General features: G+C 59.1%; 11 protein-coding genes and 1 tRNA gene. 10 read left to right on the forward strand and 2 right to left on the reverse strand.

The annotated features are described in order from the left end of the window. Positions 1-180 precede the first annotated feature (180 nt). The 4 genes from tnpB (at position 181) to ATO9_RS24715 (ending at position 4,895) form a co-directional block, all read left to right on the forward strand. Entirely contained in the window at positions 181-531 is a 351-nt protein-coding gene (tnpB, locus tag ATO9_RS13440) for an IS66 family insertion sequence element accessory protein TnpB (protein WP_043749929.1), read from the forward strand. Positions 532-740: 209 nt separating this feature from the next. Beyond that, on the forward strand, positions 741-2,594 hold the full coding sequence (gene tnpC, locus ATO9_RS23900) for an IS66 family transposase (protein ID WP_081979576.1): 1,854 nt from the start codon (positions 741-743) through the stop codon (positions 2,592-2,594). Beyond that, a complete protein-coding gene (locus ATO9_RS24910; RefSeq protein ID WP_272945756.1) occupies positions 2,584-2,718 on the forward strand; it encodes a hypothetical protein in 135 nt (44 codons plus the stop codon). The genes tnpC and ATO9_RS24910 overlap by 11 nt, the downstream gene beginning before the upstream one ends. 191 nt (positions 2,719-2,909) lie before the next feature. Next, the gene (locus ATO9_RS24715) at positions 2,910-4,895 is read left to right on the forward strand and encodes an SEC-C domain-containing protein (RefSeq protein ID WP_043749931.1); all 1,986 of its coding nucleotides are present in this window, start codon (positions 2,910-2,912) and stop codon (positions 4,893-4,895) included. Positions 4,896-5,263: 368 nt separating this feature from the next. On the opposite strand, the gene ATO9_RS13455 is transcribed toward ATO9_RS24715, so the two are convergent. Next, positions 5,264-5,338: transfer RNA gene (locus ATO9_RS13455), tRNA-Phe, on the reverse strand. A 584-nt stretch (positions 5,339-5,922) separates the two neighbouring features. On the opposite strand from ATO9_RS13455, the gene ctaD reads away from it, so the two are divergent. Then, entirely contained in the window at positions 5,923-7,593 is a 1,671-nt protein-coding gene (gene ctaD / locus ATO9_RS13460) for a cytochrome c oxidase subunit I (RefSeq protein WP_043749933.1), read from the forward strand. 75 nt (positions 7,594-7,668) lie between these two features. Next, positions 7,669-8,142, forward strand: coding sequence for a DUF2244 domain-containing protein (locus ATO9_RS13465; protein ID WP_043749935.1), 474 nt, complete (start codon positions 7,669-7,671; stop codon positions 8,140-8,142). 6 nt (positions 8,143-8,148) lie between these two features. On the opposite strand, the gene ATO9_RS13470 is transcribed toward ATO9_RS13465, so the two are convergent. Next, complete coding sequence (locus ATO9_RS13470; RefSeq protein WP_043749938.1) at positions 8,149-8,331, reverse strand: DUF3008 family protein; 183 nt, start codon at positions 8,329-8,331, stop codon at positions 8,149-8,151. A gap of 131 nt (positions 8,332-8,462) precedes the next feature. Between ATO9_RS13470 and ATO9_RS13475 the strand changes: the two genes are divergently transcribed. The 4 genes from ATO9_RS13475 to hypF are packed head-to-tail and all read left to right on the forward strand — an operon-like array spanning position 8,463 to position 14,486. Further along, positions 8,463-9,800 carry a sensor histidine kinase gene (locus tag ATO9_RS13475; protein ID WP_052418321.1) on the forward strand — a complete coding sequence of 446 codons (1,338 nt, stop codon included), beginning with the start codon at positions 8,463-8,465 and terminating at the stop codon, positions 9,798-9,800. Then, on the forward strand, positions 9,797-10,789 hold the full coding sequence (locus ATO9_RS13480; protein WP_043749940.1) for an NADH-quinone oxidoreductase subunit B family protein: 993 nt from the start codon (positions 9,797-9,799) through the stop codon (positions 10,787-10,789). The genes ATO9_RS13475 and ATO9_RS13480 overlap by 4 nt, the downstream gene beginning before the upstream one ends. Further along, positions 10,786-12,216, forward strand: coding sequence for a nickel-dependent hydrogenase large subunit (locus ATO9_RS13485; RefSeq protein ID WP_043749942.1), 1,431 nt, complete (start codon positions 10,786-10,788; stop codon positions 12,214-12,216). The genes ATO9_RS13480 and ATO9_RS13485 overlap by 4 nt, the downstream gene beginning before the upstream one ends. A gap of 2 nt (positions 12,217-12,218) precedes the next feature. After that, entirely contained in the window at positions 12,219-14,486 is a 2,268-nt protein-coding gene (hypF, locus tag ATO9_RS13490) for a carbamoyltransferase HypF (protein ID WP_043749945.1), read from the forward strand. Positions 14,487-14,642: the final 156 nt, after the last annotated feature.

Genomic DNA, 14,642 nt, shown 5'->3' on the forward strand with positions numbered 1-14,642 from the left:
CAACCTGCAGACTCTCATTATGAACGAGGGACCAACAGGGGGCAGGTCACCGTCTTCACCAATCGGCGGTAGCCAAGCAGGCTATGGTCGTATTCTCTGCGGAAGCGTGGCTATCGAGTTCCCTCTGGGGATTACCGAGAACGAGCTTGTGAAGCTCGTACAAGTCGCGGGGCAACTCCAATGATTGCGCCGTCGAACACCTACAAGATCTACCTCGCCACGACACCTGTCGATTTCCGAAAGGGCATGGATGGTCTGGCAAACTATGTACTGAGCAATTTCGACCTCGACCCGCTGTCCGGGGCATTTTTCGTTTTCAGATCGAAAGGCCGCGACAAGATTAAGGTCTTGATGTGGGACGGTACTGGCCTTGTGCTGATCTACAAACGCATTGAGGGCGCGGGCTTCGTCTGGCCAAAATTAACGGAGGCAAACATTTCCATGACCAAGGCCCAGTTCGAAGCCTTGTTCGAAGGCCTCGACTGGAGGCGTGTCGAGTCTGCGAACTACCATCGCCCAAAGGTTGCCTAGCTTCACTGAATACAGCGACGCGCTTGATGCTTTCTGATTGGAGTAGGTATCGAAGGTAGCGGTGGTCCCAAAGCGCGTTGAGACCTGCTGAGTAGAATAGCGAATCGGTGGGGTTGTCTCGTTCTCACTGTCGCATCTTGGCTGCATTCCAATATAGCCCCCACAAAAATCGCCCAAATTTTAATCATAAATTGTGACGTGAAATCATCATGTTTCGCGAGATCACAGGAATTCCCCTATCGAAATCGCTAATTGCAAAATTCTCTCTCTGGCTCCTCTTTCAAGGTTGCAAGACCTCCGCATACGCCGCATCCAAATCATACCGAAACGCAGGGAAGCTCACGCATCCGCCTTTGTTAAAGAAAGGCGCAGCGTCTCGCTGCGTTCGGAAGATGAAAGACTCAATCGACAGCCTAGCGGCTGACATCTTGGCCTCCGAATGCGTAAGCGCTCGCCACTTTGCTGATCGAGCGGAAGCGCTGTGGCGGGACGGTCAAAATGAGATCAGAGGCCTCCGTACTGAGCTAGAAAAGGCTAAGACGCGCAGCAAGATGAAGGATAGGAAAATTAGCGAGCTTGAAAGACAGATCGCTAACCTAAAGAAAATCGTCTTTGGCGCAAAAGCAGACCGCAATCCTAATAAGGATCAACTGCAAAAAGGCGATGGGCCATCTGACCAGTCAGTCCGGGGGCATACAGCCAATAGTGCAACGCCAAACTCTGGGAACGATCTGCATGGTCATAGGCAGACACCAAGACGTCTGGCCCAGCGCAATCGAAACGGTCGCGGAAAACGCGAGTTTACAAAATACCTAGAACGGTTCGAAATTTACATGGGTACGACAGACAAAAAATGTCCCTGTGGATGTGGTGGGTCGATACGGGGATATGACATCAACGAAACGTTGGAAATGGTCCCAGCACGTTATTATGTGGCCGTTCGCAAATACCCAAAATATCGATGCCGTGCGGCAGACAAGGTAGTGGGAACACCTTTCATACCACGTATCTTCCCTCAAACTACGATGAGCAACGGATTCTTAGCGAATGTGATTTTCATGCGTTTCGGTGCCCAACTGCCGTGGTATCGGCAGGAGGGGCTACTGAAGGCAAGCGGCATCGACCTCAATCGCAGCACCTTGATGACTTGGTCGAACCGGATAGCCATACAAGCTCTTCAGCCCGTCTACGAATTGCTATTGCGGGAACTGCTTCATAACAGTGCGCGCCTCTTCATGGATGAAACTACCATTCCGATGCTCACGCCGGGCAAGGGGCGAACCATCACAAGCCACCTTATCGCAATTCACCGCGATGATCGTTCCTTTGGTGGCAATCTGCCCCCTATCGTCGCGTATGTACCCAGCAAGACCAGAGCGATGTACAAAATTCATCAACTTCTCAGCGGTTGCACTGCAATCGTGCAGACGGATGCTTACGCGGGCTACGGACAATTGGGGCGAGAAGGGACGGATGTTGAAGGAATCGTCAACCCGAAATGCTGGGCACACACGCGAAGGCATTTCACTGATGAGTATAAGCGAAACAAGACAGAAGACGCCAGAATAGTGATCGAGTTGATCGCAGAGCTTTATGCTGAGGAACTGAAGATAAGGGGCAAGCCGCCCTTTGTTCGGAAGGCTCACCGCCAGAAATACAGCGCACCCGTAATTGCTCGATTAAAGGCATTCCTTGAAGAGTGTTCAGGTCGTCACCTGACAAAAGGCGGCATGGCGAAGGCCATCAGCTATGCGCAAAAGCTCTGGTCAGATTTGGTTCTCTTCGTCGATGACGGTCGTATTGATCTTGACACCAACCCAGTGGAGCGGATGTTCAAGCCGTCGATTTTGCTGCGCAAGAACGCGCTGTTCATGGGCAGCGACGAGGGTGCGGAGGCGTGGGGGATTTTGTCCTCCATCGTTGAGACCTGCAAACTCAATGGGGTGAATGTCGAACTGTACCTGAATTGGGTGCTGGACCAGATTGCAGCCAAGCTGCCTCGCAGCGAGTACGACAAGCTGCTGCCCTGGAACGCTCCGCAGGAGTTCTTGGTTGGCCGATAAAACGCCACAGGCCGAAATGGGTGGCAAGATTATCCGTTGTATCCACGATCTTTTTGTTGCCCGCTGGGGTCACACGTTAGATCATGATGGCTACGTTGAAACCTTCAAAGGTTGTGGCGGTTGAACCGCCACCTCTAACAGCGTGCCTACTATGGATACGCGAATGGCGCAGGAATAGTCGGTAAGGAGTTTACATCAGTGCGATCCGAGGAAGAGTGTTTTCAGGAGCTTATAGAACTGTGCCGAAGTCCGGGCTTTGCACACGCAATCGCGATGCTCTGTTTCCGAGACAATTGGATTGGACTCAAAGACCAGATGACCGGCAAACTGATTGCGGATATGAAATCACCGCAACGTCTAGTGCGAACTGAGATTGCATCGTTAATCGGCGGGCTGCTTGGAGGCCCCGGCTCCACTGAACTCCCTGATCAAGCAGTGATCGCGCAGTATCTAGAGCGAACGGAGCGCCTCCTTGAAGAAATTCATCAATGCATGGTCAAAGATGCTTTCTCCGCACGGAAGGCGGGTACCTCTCCCCTTTCAACTGGAGAGGCGATCAGAGAAGCGGCCTTTTACGCCACCGAAAGCGCTTACGCATTTCAGTACAATGCTTTTTCGGAAATGCGTTACCAGCAGGATAAGCAATGGCTTGCCGACAACGTAGGGTTTACCCCCGAAGATGCCAAAATCATCGCTGATGCGATTGTTGGCATCCAGTCTCAAAAGGCGCAGGATCACCTTGAAAGTCTTAGGCATATTGACCAGAAGTTTTGGACGATGCTTCCAGCATTCGAACTAGAGCAAGGAGCGCTAGTTACTGCTTCAGGCTTGTCAGAAAAAACTGTCGAGAATTTCTTCGATGCTTTCACTTGTGATGTCAGTTTCGATAATGCGACTTTTCAATCCGTTACTGACTTCAATATTACCTCAGCGCGCCCCATCGTCCTCTTGGATGGACGACACTATCTGTTTCAATACGTCAGCCTCACTGAAGCAATTTATGAGTGCCCTGCTCATTGGATGTACCAAGACGCATCATACAGGGCGGCGGCATCTAAAAACAAAGGCAATTTCACAGAAGAAATGACCTTTCAGTTTCTAAAAAGAATATTCGGTGACGATCACGTTTTCCAGAACTTGGATATTTTTGATGGTGCGAATAAGGTTGGTGAAATAGATGTATATGTTTCCTTTGGTGAGATCGGGATCATCTGTCAATGCAAGTCACAAAAGCTGACAGCCGCTTCGCGGAGCGGAAATTTGGTGAAAATTCAAAAAGATTTCCAACTTGCAATTCAAGAAGCTTATGGCCAGTGCCGAAATTGTTTTGATGGACTTCAAGTTCAAAACGTAGTTGTAAGGGACGCGGCCGGAAATGTGGTCGACCTGAAAAGGCCAGAGAGAGTGTTCCCGATTACGATTATTTCGGATCACTATCCGGCATTGAGTGTTCAAGTTCGACAATTCCTGAAGATCAATTCTGCCGAAGGATTTGAAAACCCGCTCTGCGTCGACCTTTTTACTCTAGACGTTCTCTCGGAACTGGTTCCCTCTCCAATCCGGGTCTTAGCATACTTAGAGCGCCGTTCTCTATACTACGACTGGATAATGACGGCCAACGAATTGGCCGTGCTCGGTCATTTCCTAAAAGTAAACCTTTGGCTCGAAGGTGAATATGACATCTTAAATTTGGACGACAGTTTAGCAAGCGATATTGACGCCGCAATGATTGTGCGGCGGGAAGGCCTTCCGGGGCAAGATACTCCGGAAGGACTTCTGACGCGCTTTAAGGACAAATTTGTCGTTCGTGTGATCGATGATGTTGATCGCAATCCAAATGCACTCTGTGTTGAATTAGGGCTATCTCTTCTTGAGATGGGAGAGGACGGTATCAACCAAATTGAGGGGTTGATCTCAAGAATGGCGGCAAGTGGAAAAGGCGATGTCACTCTGCCTATGGAAAATCGCTCGTCCGGCCTAACTATACATTGCAATTCTGATCCCCAGTTCATTGCAGAGCCTGCGCTGCGTAAGCATATGTTACGTCGCAAGTATTTTCAGAAGGCGGACAAATGGTTGGGGCTTAAGGTTGATCCTTTGACCAAGCAAGTGCATTTCGGCGCGTATGTTCGGCAGAAGCATGCATTTGACTATGAGCTAGAACAAATTATGGCTGGAGCGCCGCCATTGGTCAAAACCGAGGATGTCTTGCGGGGGGGAGGGCGACGAAAAGTTGGACGAAACGAGAAGTGTCCGTGCGGGAGCGGCAAAAAGTACAAGCGTTGCTGTGGTAATGGCTAAGCTCGAGACATTGGTAAGATGGCAACGGTTGTCGCGCTTTTCACCCTGAGCTCAGGGCGGCGCCACGACCGTGTCGGTTGTATTTAAAGGCTGAATGCAGCCACTACGCCGCGCGTCGCATGAACGGTCCGCTGAATATTGAATGCGTGAAAATCTATGCCCCGTATTGGCGCTTAGCGCCAATATACAAGGGGGTCAGCGTCGCTAAAAGACCTCAAATCGGGGGGCAGATGCAACGCTTACCTCCGAATGAGGAGACCGACGATGCGGAAGAGCTGACCTGCTGAAAGGTGATCGCAGACGAAATGGTCTATGGCTACAAGTAGCTGCAAGAAGCTGAAGCGAAACCAATTCGTTAGCCGAAGAAATGGTGCCCGGGGGCGGAATCGAACCACCGACACGAGGATTTTCAATCCACTGCTCTACCCCTGAGCTACCCGGGCACGGGGAAGCCGGATGATCCCAGCTTCGGGTTGCGGCGTTCTATGCGCGGGAGGGGAGGTTGTCCAGAGAGATTTTTTGAATTTTTGGAACGTGGTGGTCGGAGCCCTTCGGGTAACGCCGAAGGCTGTGCTGCATGCCAAGACATCTGCTATTTAATGGCCAGCCAAGGGACGATTGTGAACCGGGTTGGAACCTTTGCCGACAAGGATGACATCCACACAAGAGCGTGCAAAGCGCTTGCCGGAACGGTGCTTACAACAATGTTATGCGGAAGCGGTTCGATGAGGCGGTTTCCGCGAAAATGCCGCGCTGATGATGAGGCAGCGACAGAAAGCTCACGTTGCGTAAGCCTGAAAAGTGGCGGAGCTCGAAGGGCTTGGCAGCACCTGCACCGGCCGAGAGGCGCACCGGGAATCGCGGAAGATGGTGCCGACGGGCTGCAAGAGCCCCTTCCAGGGTGCGACAAAATTCTTTGATCTGCGTCAATTGCGGGCATTGCCCGCCCCTGACAATCATTCTAGAACGCGAATAATTCGGGATCCGGCTCGTCCGGGACCAGTGTATCACCAGCAGGAGGCGAGACATGGCCGACGCAGCCGTTCATGGCCACGGACATGAAGACAACCGCGGGTTCTTTACCCGGTGGTTCATGTCGACCAACCACAAGGATATCGGGATTCTGTATCTGATCGTTGCGGCGATCACGGGTCTGATCTCGGTCCTTTTCACCGTTTACATGCGCATGGAGCTTATGCATCCGGGCGTCCAGTACATGTGTCTGGAAGGCGCGCGTTTCATCGCCTCCGATGCGACCTGTACCCCGAACGGGCATCTTTGGAACGTGATGATCACCTATCACGGCGTCCTGATGATGTTCTTCGTGGTCATTCCGGCCCTTTTCGGCGGCTTCGGCAACTACTTCATGCCGCTGCAGATCGGTGCGCCGGACATGGCGTTCCCGCGGATGAACAACCTCAGCTTCTGGATGTACTGCGCCGGTGTCGGCCTGGGTGTCGCCTCGCTGCTGGCGCCGGGGGGTAACGGACAGCTCGGCTCCGGTGTGGGCTGGGTTCTCTACCCGCCGCTTTCGACGACCGAAGGCGGGTATTCCATGGACCTGGCGATCTTCGCCGTCCACGTCTCGGGTGCCTCTTCGATCCTGGGCGCGATCAACATGATCACGACCTTCCTGAACATGCGCGCGCCGGGCATGACGCTCTTCAAGGTGCCGCTGTTCTCGTGGTCGATCTTCGTGACCGCATGGCTCATCCTGCTGTCGCTGCCCGTTCTGGCCGGCGCCATCACGATGCTGCTGACCGACCGTAACTTCGGGACGACCTTCTTCGACCCGTCGGGCGGCGGCGACCCGATCCTGTACCAGCACATCCTGTGGTTCTTCGGCCACCCGGAAGTGTACATCATCATCCTGCCCGGCTTCGGAATCATCAGCCACGTGATCGCCACGTTCTCGCGCAAGCCGATCTTCGGCTACCTGCCGATGGTCCTGGCCATCATCGCGATCGGTGTTCTGGGCTTCGTCGTGTGGGCGCACCACATGTACACGGTGGGCATGTCCCTGTCGCAGCAGAGCTACTTCATGCTGGCGACCATGGTCATCGCGGTTCCGACGGGCGTGAAGGTGTTCAGCTGGATCGCAACGATGTGGGGCGGCTCGGTCGAGTTCAAGACGCCGATGCTCTGGGCCTTCGGGTTCCTGTTCCTCTTCACCGTGGGCGGCGTGACCGGCGTGGTCCTGTCCCAGGCCGCCGTGGACCGTGCCTATCACGACACCTACTACGTGGTCGCGCACTTCCACTACGTGATGTCGCTGGGGGCCGTCTTCGCGATTTTCGCGGGTATCTACTTCTACTTCGGCAAGATGACCGGTCGTCAGTACCCCGAGACGCTGGGCAAGGTTCACTTCTGGATGATGTTCATCGGTGCCAACCTGACCTTCTTCCCGCAGCACTTCCTGGGCCGCCAAGGCATGCCGCGCCGCTACATCGACTATCCGGAGGCATTTGCCACCTGGAACTATTGGTCGTCGCTCGGTGCGTTCCTGTCCTTCGCGTCCTTCCTTCTGTTCTTCGGGATCGTGATCTACGCCCTGACGCGCGGCGCTAAGGTTACCGAGAACAACTACTGGAACGAATATGCCGACACGCTGGAGTGGACCCTGCCCTCTCCGCCGCCGGAGCATACGTTCGAAATCCTCCCCAAACAGGAGGATTGGGACAAAGGGCACGCCCATTGATCGGGCCCTGACGTTCAACAATCTGCATGGGGCCGGGGGGAAACCTCCGGCCCTTTCCCGTTCGGAGCCGCACCGATGCCCTATGAATGGACAACCTCGAAAAGCCTGGAGTTGCGTCCCCACCGGTCGCTGCCCCGCAAGGGATTCGCCGTGGTCATCCTGTTGTTCTTCACGCTGGTCTCGATCCCCCTGACCGCGATGGTCGGGACCAAGACGCTCTGGGGGCTCCTGCCCTTCGCGATGGCGGCCCTGGCTGCGCTTTGGTGGGGTTTGCAACGCAGTTACCGTGACGGCGATATTCACGAAGAACTGCTGCTGCGTCACGACGAGGTGTTGCTGACACGGACCAATCCGGATGGTTCCGGCCAGATCTGGCGCTGCAATCCGTACTGGGTGCGCGTGTCGAATCACGAGACCGGCGGCCCGGTTCCGAATTACATCACGCTGAACGGCAATGGCCGAGAGGTCGAGATCGGGGCCTTCCTGTCAGAAGACGAGCGCAAGGCACTATTCGAAGAGTTGAAGCACAAGCTGGCTCAGATCGGCTGAGTCGCGTCAGGACTTGCGATCCGGCAGATCGTCGTGATCGGTGCTGGCCATCTCGTCCAGCTCATCCTCGCTCATATCGTCATACATCTCTTTCGATGCGCCCTGCAGGTCCTCCGGGTCAGTCTCACCGAGCTTGGCGGACAATGCGGCCCCGGCGGCCTGTTGCTGTGCCTTGGATTGCGCTTTCATCGTTGTCTCCTATTTGCAGGGAAGAACCCTGCACCGGCGCAAGTGGTTCCCCCCTGCCCCGCCCTTGGCGAACGCTGTTGGCAATTCCGGGTAAGACACCTTAGATTCGCATCAAGGGAGGACCGCGTGTCTTGAAGTTCGATCTGGCGGAAGGCGATGGCAATTTCACCGACGGGGCCTGGACCGATGTCTTGGCCGCGGTGGACCGCACCTATGCTGACCTGATCGCCCATCAGCAGAAGCTGGAAGAACAAAGCGAGCAACTGCATGAGTTGCGCCGCTTCATCGGCTCCGTCATGGGGTCCGTGAGCGAGATCATGGCAATCGTCGATCGCGATGGCCTGATCGAAGAGGTCAGCGCCTCCCTCAGCGACACCACCCGGTCCGAACCGGCAGCCTTGATCGGCAGTGACCTGGCGCACTTGTTCGTGCCCGCCGGTGCCAAGGCCATCACCGAAGCTTTGACGGCCCTGCGCCTTTCCCGCAGTGCCGCACATTTCGAGGCGGACGTGATGACCGCAGATGGCCCTGCCCCGTTCGAGATTACGCTATCCGCCCGAGTGAATGACAGCGGTCGTCTGATCGGCGCCGTCCTCGTCGGTCGCCCGCTGGGCGAACTTCGCCAGGCCTATTCGGAACTGGAGCAGTCTCACCAGCGCCTGCAGGAGGCGCAGACGCAGTTGGTGCGTAACGAAAAGCTGGCCTCGCTGGGCCGTCTATTGGCGGGCGTCGCGCATGAGTTGAACAATCCGATCAGCTTTGTCTACGCCAACACCCACGCGCTGGAGCGCTATGTCACCCGGTTCGAGACCTATTTCGAACGCGTACAGGATGGCGCGGAACGCGAAGAACTCGTCGCCCTGCGATCAGAGCTGAAGCTGGAACGCAACCTGCGCAACCTGCGGGATGCGATCCAGGGCGCCAGCGAAGGCGCTGAACGGGTGCGCGACATCGTTGCAGACCTGCGCCGATTGTCGGCCGATGGCACCGCGGCCGCGGATGCGTTCGACCTTGTCGATACGGCCCGGGTCGCGGCGCATTGGGTGGAACGCGGATCGAAAAGCGGCGTCACGACACGCTTCACCGGGCTGGACAACCTGACCATTCGCGGCACGCCCGGCCACGTCCAGCAGATCGTGATGAACCTCGTGCAGAACGCCATGGACGCGGTGCGCGATCTTGATGACCCCGTGGTCGGCATCCATGTCGACCGCGACGCAGACCGCGCCATCCTGACCGTCACGGACAATGGCCCAGGCGTGGCCGCAGAACATCGCGATGCGATCTTTGACCCGTTCTTCACCACCAAGCCGGTCGGACAGGGCACCGGGCTGGGCCTGTCGATCAGCCACAAGATCGCAGAGGAACATGGCGGCAGTCTGTCGCTGGGGCCCGGCCCAGGTGGCGCTTTTCAACTGGCTCTGCCACTATCGACCGACATGCCCCAACCCCAACGGGAGACGGAATGAATCTTCTCTGGCTGCAATCGGCCGGATGCGGTGGATGCACGATGTCCCTGCTCTGCGCCGAGGATCCGAATGTCTTCGACCTGCTCAAGGATGCCGGGATCAACGTGCTGTGGCATCCCTCCGTTTCGATTGAAACCGGCGCAGAGGTGCGCCGCCTGCTGGAGCGGATCGAGAGCGGAGAAATACCGCTCGACCTGCTGTGCATCGAAGGCTCGATCGTCACGGGGCCGAAAGGGACTGGCCGTTACCACATGCTGGCCGGCACCGGGCGCCCGATGCTGGACTGGGTGCGCAAGCTTGCCCCGCTCGCCCGCGACGTACTGGCTGTCGGCACCTGCGCGGCTTATGGCGGGGTAACCTCGGCCGGGGGCAATCCTGCAGGCGCGGTCGGGCTGGCCTATGACGGAAAGCTGGCGGGCGGCGCGCTGGACAGCGGCTTTCGTGCGAAATCCGGCCGTCCGGTGATAAATATCGCCGGCTGCCCGACCCATCCAGACTGGGTCACCGAAACGCTTCTGCTGCTGGCGGATGATCGGTTGGAGACCGCAGACCTCGACCCGCTGGGTCGGCCCCGCTTCTATGCCGATCACCTCGTCCACCATGCCTGCCCGAAGAACGAATATTACGAATACAAGGCCAGCGCGCGCGAGCTGTCGGAGCTGGGCTGCATGATGGAGCACCTTGGCTGTGTCGGGACGCAGGCCCACGGCGATTGCAACATCCGCCCCTGGAACGGCAGCGGGTCCTGCACGCGCGGCGGCTATCCCTGCATCAACTGCACCGCCCCGGAATTCGAGGAACCACGCCACCCCTTCACCGAAACCCCGACCATCGCAGGCATCCCCGTCGGCCTGCCATCGGACATGCCCAAGGCCTGGTTCATGGCGCTGGCCTCGCTGTCCAAGGCGGCTACGCCGAAACGGATCGAGGCCAACGCCCATTCCGACCGGATCGAGGTTCCGCCCGGCGCCGGGAAAGGGCAGAAATGACCGAAAGACAGCTGCTGGTCGGCCCCTTCAACCGGGTCGAGGGCGATCTGGAGATCAAGTTGGATATCCGTGACGGGCAGGTCGCGGCGGCCCATGTGAATTCGCCGCTCTTCCGGGGCTTCGAGATGATGTTGCAGGGCAAGGACCCTCGCGATGCCTTGACCCTGACGCCACGCATCTGCGGGATCTGTTCGGTCAGCCAATCCGCCGCCGCCGCGCTGGCACTGGCTGACGCCGCGGGCACACAGATGCCCGAACAGGGCGCGCTGGCGGCCGCCATCCTGCACGGGGTCGAAAACCTGGCCGACCACGTCACTCATTTCAACCTGTTCTTCATGCCCGATTTCGCGCGCCCTGCCTATGCGGGCCGGGCCTGGCACGATCAGGCCGTGGCGCGCTTCACCGCGCTCGACGGCAGTGCCGCGCGGCAAACGGCGGAGGCGCGGTCGCAACTTTTCCACATCGCGGGCCTGCTGGGCGGCAAGTGGCCCCATACCCTGGCGATCCAGCCCGGTGGCGTGACCCGCACCCCCGATGCACGCATGCGCATCCGTATCCGCGCCACGCTACGGGGGTTCCGCCGCTACCTGGAAGAAACGCTCTTTGGCACAGAGCTGGAGAGTTTCCTGCCTCTCGCGACACCCGACGCGCTGGAGGCCTGGGACACCGGGGATGCTGCGTTGTTCCTGCGCATCGCACGGGATCTTGGCCTGCACCAGAGCGGCATCGGCCCGCGACGCTACCTGTCTTACGGCGCCTATCCGGTCGCCGGAACGCGCGCGATGGCTGCGGGTGTCTGGGAAGGCGGCTCCGTGACCCCGTTCAACCCCGCAGACATCGTCGAGGACCTCAGCCATGCCTGGATGCTGGGCGAGGACGCACATCCGCAATCCGGCCAGACCGTCCCGGACGAGGACATGCGCGACCCGGGCTACAGCTGGTGCAAGGCCCCGCGCCTTGGCGGCCGGATCGCAGAGGTCGGCGCCCTCGCCCGACAGATCGTCGATGGCCACCCTCTCGCGCGGGCCTTGGCAGACGAAGGCAGCGTGCGCGCCCGGATCGTGGGCCGCTTGCTGGAAATCGCACGCACGCAGGTTCTGCTGGAACAATGGGCCGACGCTCTGGACCCTTCAGCGCGCTTCATGACGCCGTCGGAAACCATCAAGACCGGCACCGGCGTCGGGTTGGTCGAAGCTGCGCGCGGATCACTTGGCCACTGGCTACGGGTCGAAGGCGGACGGATCGCCGGCTACCAGATCATCGCTCCTACGACATGGAATTTCTCGCCGCGCGACCGCGACGGAAATCCCGGCCCGTTGGAGGCCGCCTTGGTCGGCGCTGTCGCTGGCCCCGAGGAAGACACCCCGCTCAGCGTCCAGCACATCGTGCGCAGCTTTGATCCCTGCATGGTCTGCACGGTGCATTGAAGATGCCCACCGGGACATCGCCTCAGGGCAGAACCGGCCGGCGCATCCGGGTGCGCGGCCAGGTACAGGGGGTCGGCTATCGTCCTTTCGTGTGGCAGCTGGCCAAATCGCATGGAATCCGCGGGACTGTCCTGAATGACGCGGAAGGCGTGTTGATCGAGGCCACGGGCAATGATCTCGACGCCTTTGTCCGCGCCCTGAAAGACCAGGCGCCGGCCCTCGCCGTCGTCTCTGCGGTCGAGGTCGAACCGGCGGACCTGACTGACACCGAAGATTTCGTCATCCTGAGCTCTGGCGGTCCCGGGGCCGAAACCCGTGTGACGCCCGATGCCGCGACCTGCCCCGATTGCGCGGAAGAGATTCGCGGGCCTGGCCGCCGACGTGGCTATGCGTTCACCAACTGCACCAATTGCGGCCCGCGCTTCACGATCCTGACCGGCCTGCCCTATGATCGGGCCCAGACAACGATGGCGGGCTTCAAGCTCTGTCCTGCATGTCGCGGCGAATATGAAGATCCGGGCGACCGCCGATTTCATGCGCAACCCGTGGCCTGCCCCGCTTGCGGACCCTCCCTTTGGTTTGAAACCGACGGAGAACGACAGGGCGGTGATGTCATCTCTGCTGCCGCAGACAGGCTGCTGACGGGCGGCATCGTTGCGGTCAAGGGGCTGGGCGGGTTTCATCTGGCCTGCGATGCGACAAACGCCACGGCTGTGCAACTGTTGCGGGAGCGAAAGCGCCGCCCGGCGAAACCCTTCGCCCTGATGGCACCATTGGACATCGTCCGGCGCCATGCCCGTGTCGACGATGCCGCTGCCGACCTGCTGCGCAATGCTGCCGCGCCGGTCGTGCTGTTGGAAGCGACGGGTGAAAAGCTGCCCGAGGCCATCGCGCCCGGTCAGGCCACACTGGGCTGGATGCTGCCCTATACGCCGTTGCACCACCTGCTTTGCGACCTTGTCGGCCGCCCGATGGTCATGACCTCCGGCAACCTGTCCGGGGAGCCGCAGGTCATCGGCAATGACGAGGCCCGTGAAAAGCTTTCAGGCTTTGCCGATGGCTTCCTGATGCATGACCGGGACATTGCCCGGCGGCTGGACGATTCAATAGAACGCGTCACACCCCAAGGATTGATGACACTGCGGCGGGCACGCGGGCGTGTGCCGGGAACACTACCGCTGCCCCACGGCCTGCCCCGCCGCCAGGTCATCGCCTTCGGTGGCCAGATGAAATCCGCGATCTGCCTGGTCAAGAACGGCGAGGCACTTCTCGGCCATCACTTGGGCGAACTGGACGAGGCCCTGACCTGGGAAGCGTTCCTGCAATCCGAGGCCGATTATTCGGCTCTCTTTGATCATCGGCCCGAGGCGATTGCCGTCGATCTACACCCGGATTTCCGCGCCACGCGCCATGGCCACGACCGGGCAACGGCCGAAGGATTGCGCGTCCTCGAGGTTCAGCACCACCACGCCCATATGGCGGCCTGCCTGGGCGAGACTAGCTGGCATGGGGAAACGGCCATCGGCATTGTACTGGACGGGCTGGGCCTTGGACCGGACGGATCGGTCTGGGGCGGCGAGGTGCTCGTCGGCGGCTACCGCGACGTCCATCGCGGTTTCAGCTTGGCGCCCGCCCCCCTGATGGGCGGCGATCGGGCCCAGGCAGAGCCCTGGCGCAACGCGCTGGTCCGTCTGGACGAGGCCGGGCTGTCCGATCTTGCCGACCGCCTGTTTGCCGACGCCCCGCTGGAGGCGGCGCGCAGCGCGGTCCGGGCCGGAGTCAATGCGCCGCTGTCGTCGTCGGTCGGGCGGCTGTTCGATGCGGTCGCGGCATGTCTGGGGCTCTGTGCCTTGGGGCAAAGCTTCGAAGGCGAGGCTGCCATGCGGTTGGAGGCGATGGCGACAAGGGCCACCGGGTCGGTACAACCATATCCCGGCGACAGCAGCGGGCATCAACTGGACCCGTCCGCGATGTTCCGCGGCCTCGCCCAAGATCTCGAAGCGAAGGTGTCGCACGACGTCATCGCCATGCGCTTTCACCACTTCGTCGCCACGCATTTTGCCGCCGCAGCGATGCGCTTGGCCGCCGAGAACGACACGCGCACGATTGCCTTGTCGGGCGGCTGTTTTCAGAACGCCCTGCTGCTGGACCTGACCTGTCGGGCGCTTGATGGTTACGACGTGCTGACACATCACGTGACCCCGGCCAACGATGGCGGGCTGGCCTTCGGGCAGGCCCTGGTGGCGCTGGCCCAGCTGGAAACCGACTGACCGGCGCTTTGGTCGGGCGGCCATGCCGCTTCCAGTCGCGACCGCAGAAACACGCCTTCGCACCCGCAGTATCCCGTTGAATACCAAACGGATTTTACCTTCTTCCTGAGGCGCTCCGATTTCCCTGCGCATACCTCCGCATACGCGCGAGATTGC

This window comes from Pseudooceanicola atlanticus (assembly GCF_000768315.1).
GTDB lineage: Bacteria > Pseudomonadota > Alphaproteobacteria > Rhodobacterales > Rhodobacteraceae > Pseudooceanicola > Pseudooceanicola atlanticus.

What these genes read in the sequence shown, in the direction of transcription:
- ATO9_RS13470 (WP_043749938.1), bottom strand. Translation starts at nt 8,331, where the DNA reads ATGAAAGCGCAATCCAAGGCACAGCAACAGGCCGCCGGGGCCGCATTG.
- tnpC (WP_081979576.1), top strand. Translation starts at nt 741, where the DNA reads ATGTTTCGCGAGATCACAGGAATTCCCCTATCGAAATCGCTAATTGCA.
- ATO9_RS13465 (WP_043749935.1), top strand. Translation starts at nt 7,669, where the DNA reads ATGCCCTATGAATGGACAACCTCGAAAAGCCTGGAGTTGCGTCCCCAC.
- hypF (WP_043749945.1), top strand. Translation starts at nt 12,219, where the DNA reads ATGCCCACCGGGACATCGCCTCAGGGCAGAACCGGCCGGCGCATCCGG.
- ATO9_RS24715 (WP_043749931.1), top strand. Translation starts at nt 2,910, where the DNA reads ATGACCGGCAAACTGATTGCGGATATGAAATCACCGCAACGTCTAGTG.
- ctaD (WP_043749933.1), top strand. Translation starts at nt 5,923, where the DNA reads ATGGCCGACGCAGCCGTTCATGGCCACGGACATGAAGACAACCGCGGG.
- ATO9_RS13485 (WP_043749942.1), top strand. Translation starts at nt 10,786, where the DNA reads ATGACCGAAAGACAGCTGCTGGTCGGCCCCTTCAACCGGGTCGAGGGC.
- ATO9_RS13480 (WP_043749940.1), top strand. Translation starts at nt 9,797, where the DNA reads ATGAATCTTCTCTGGCTGCAATCGGCCGGATGCGGTGGATGCACGATG.
- tnpB (WP_043749929.1), top strand. Translation starts at nt 181, where the DNA reads ATGATTGCGCCGTCGAACACCTACAAGATCTACCTCGCCACGACACCT.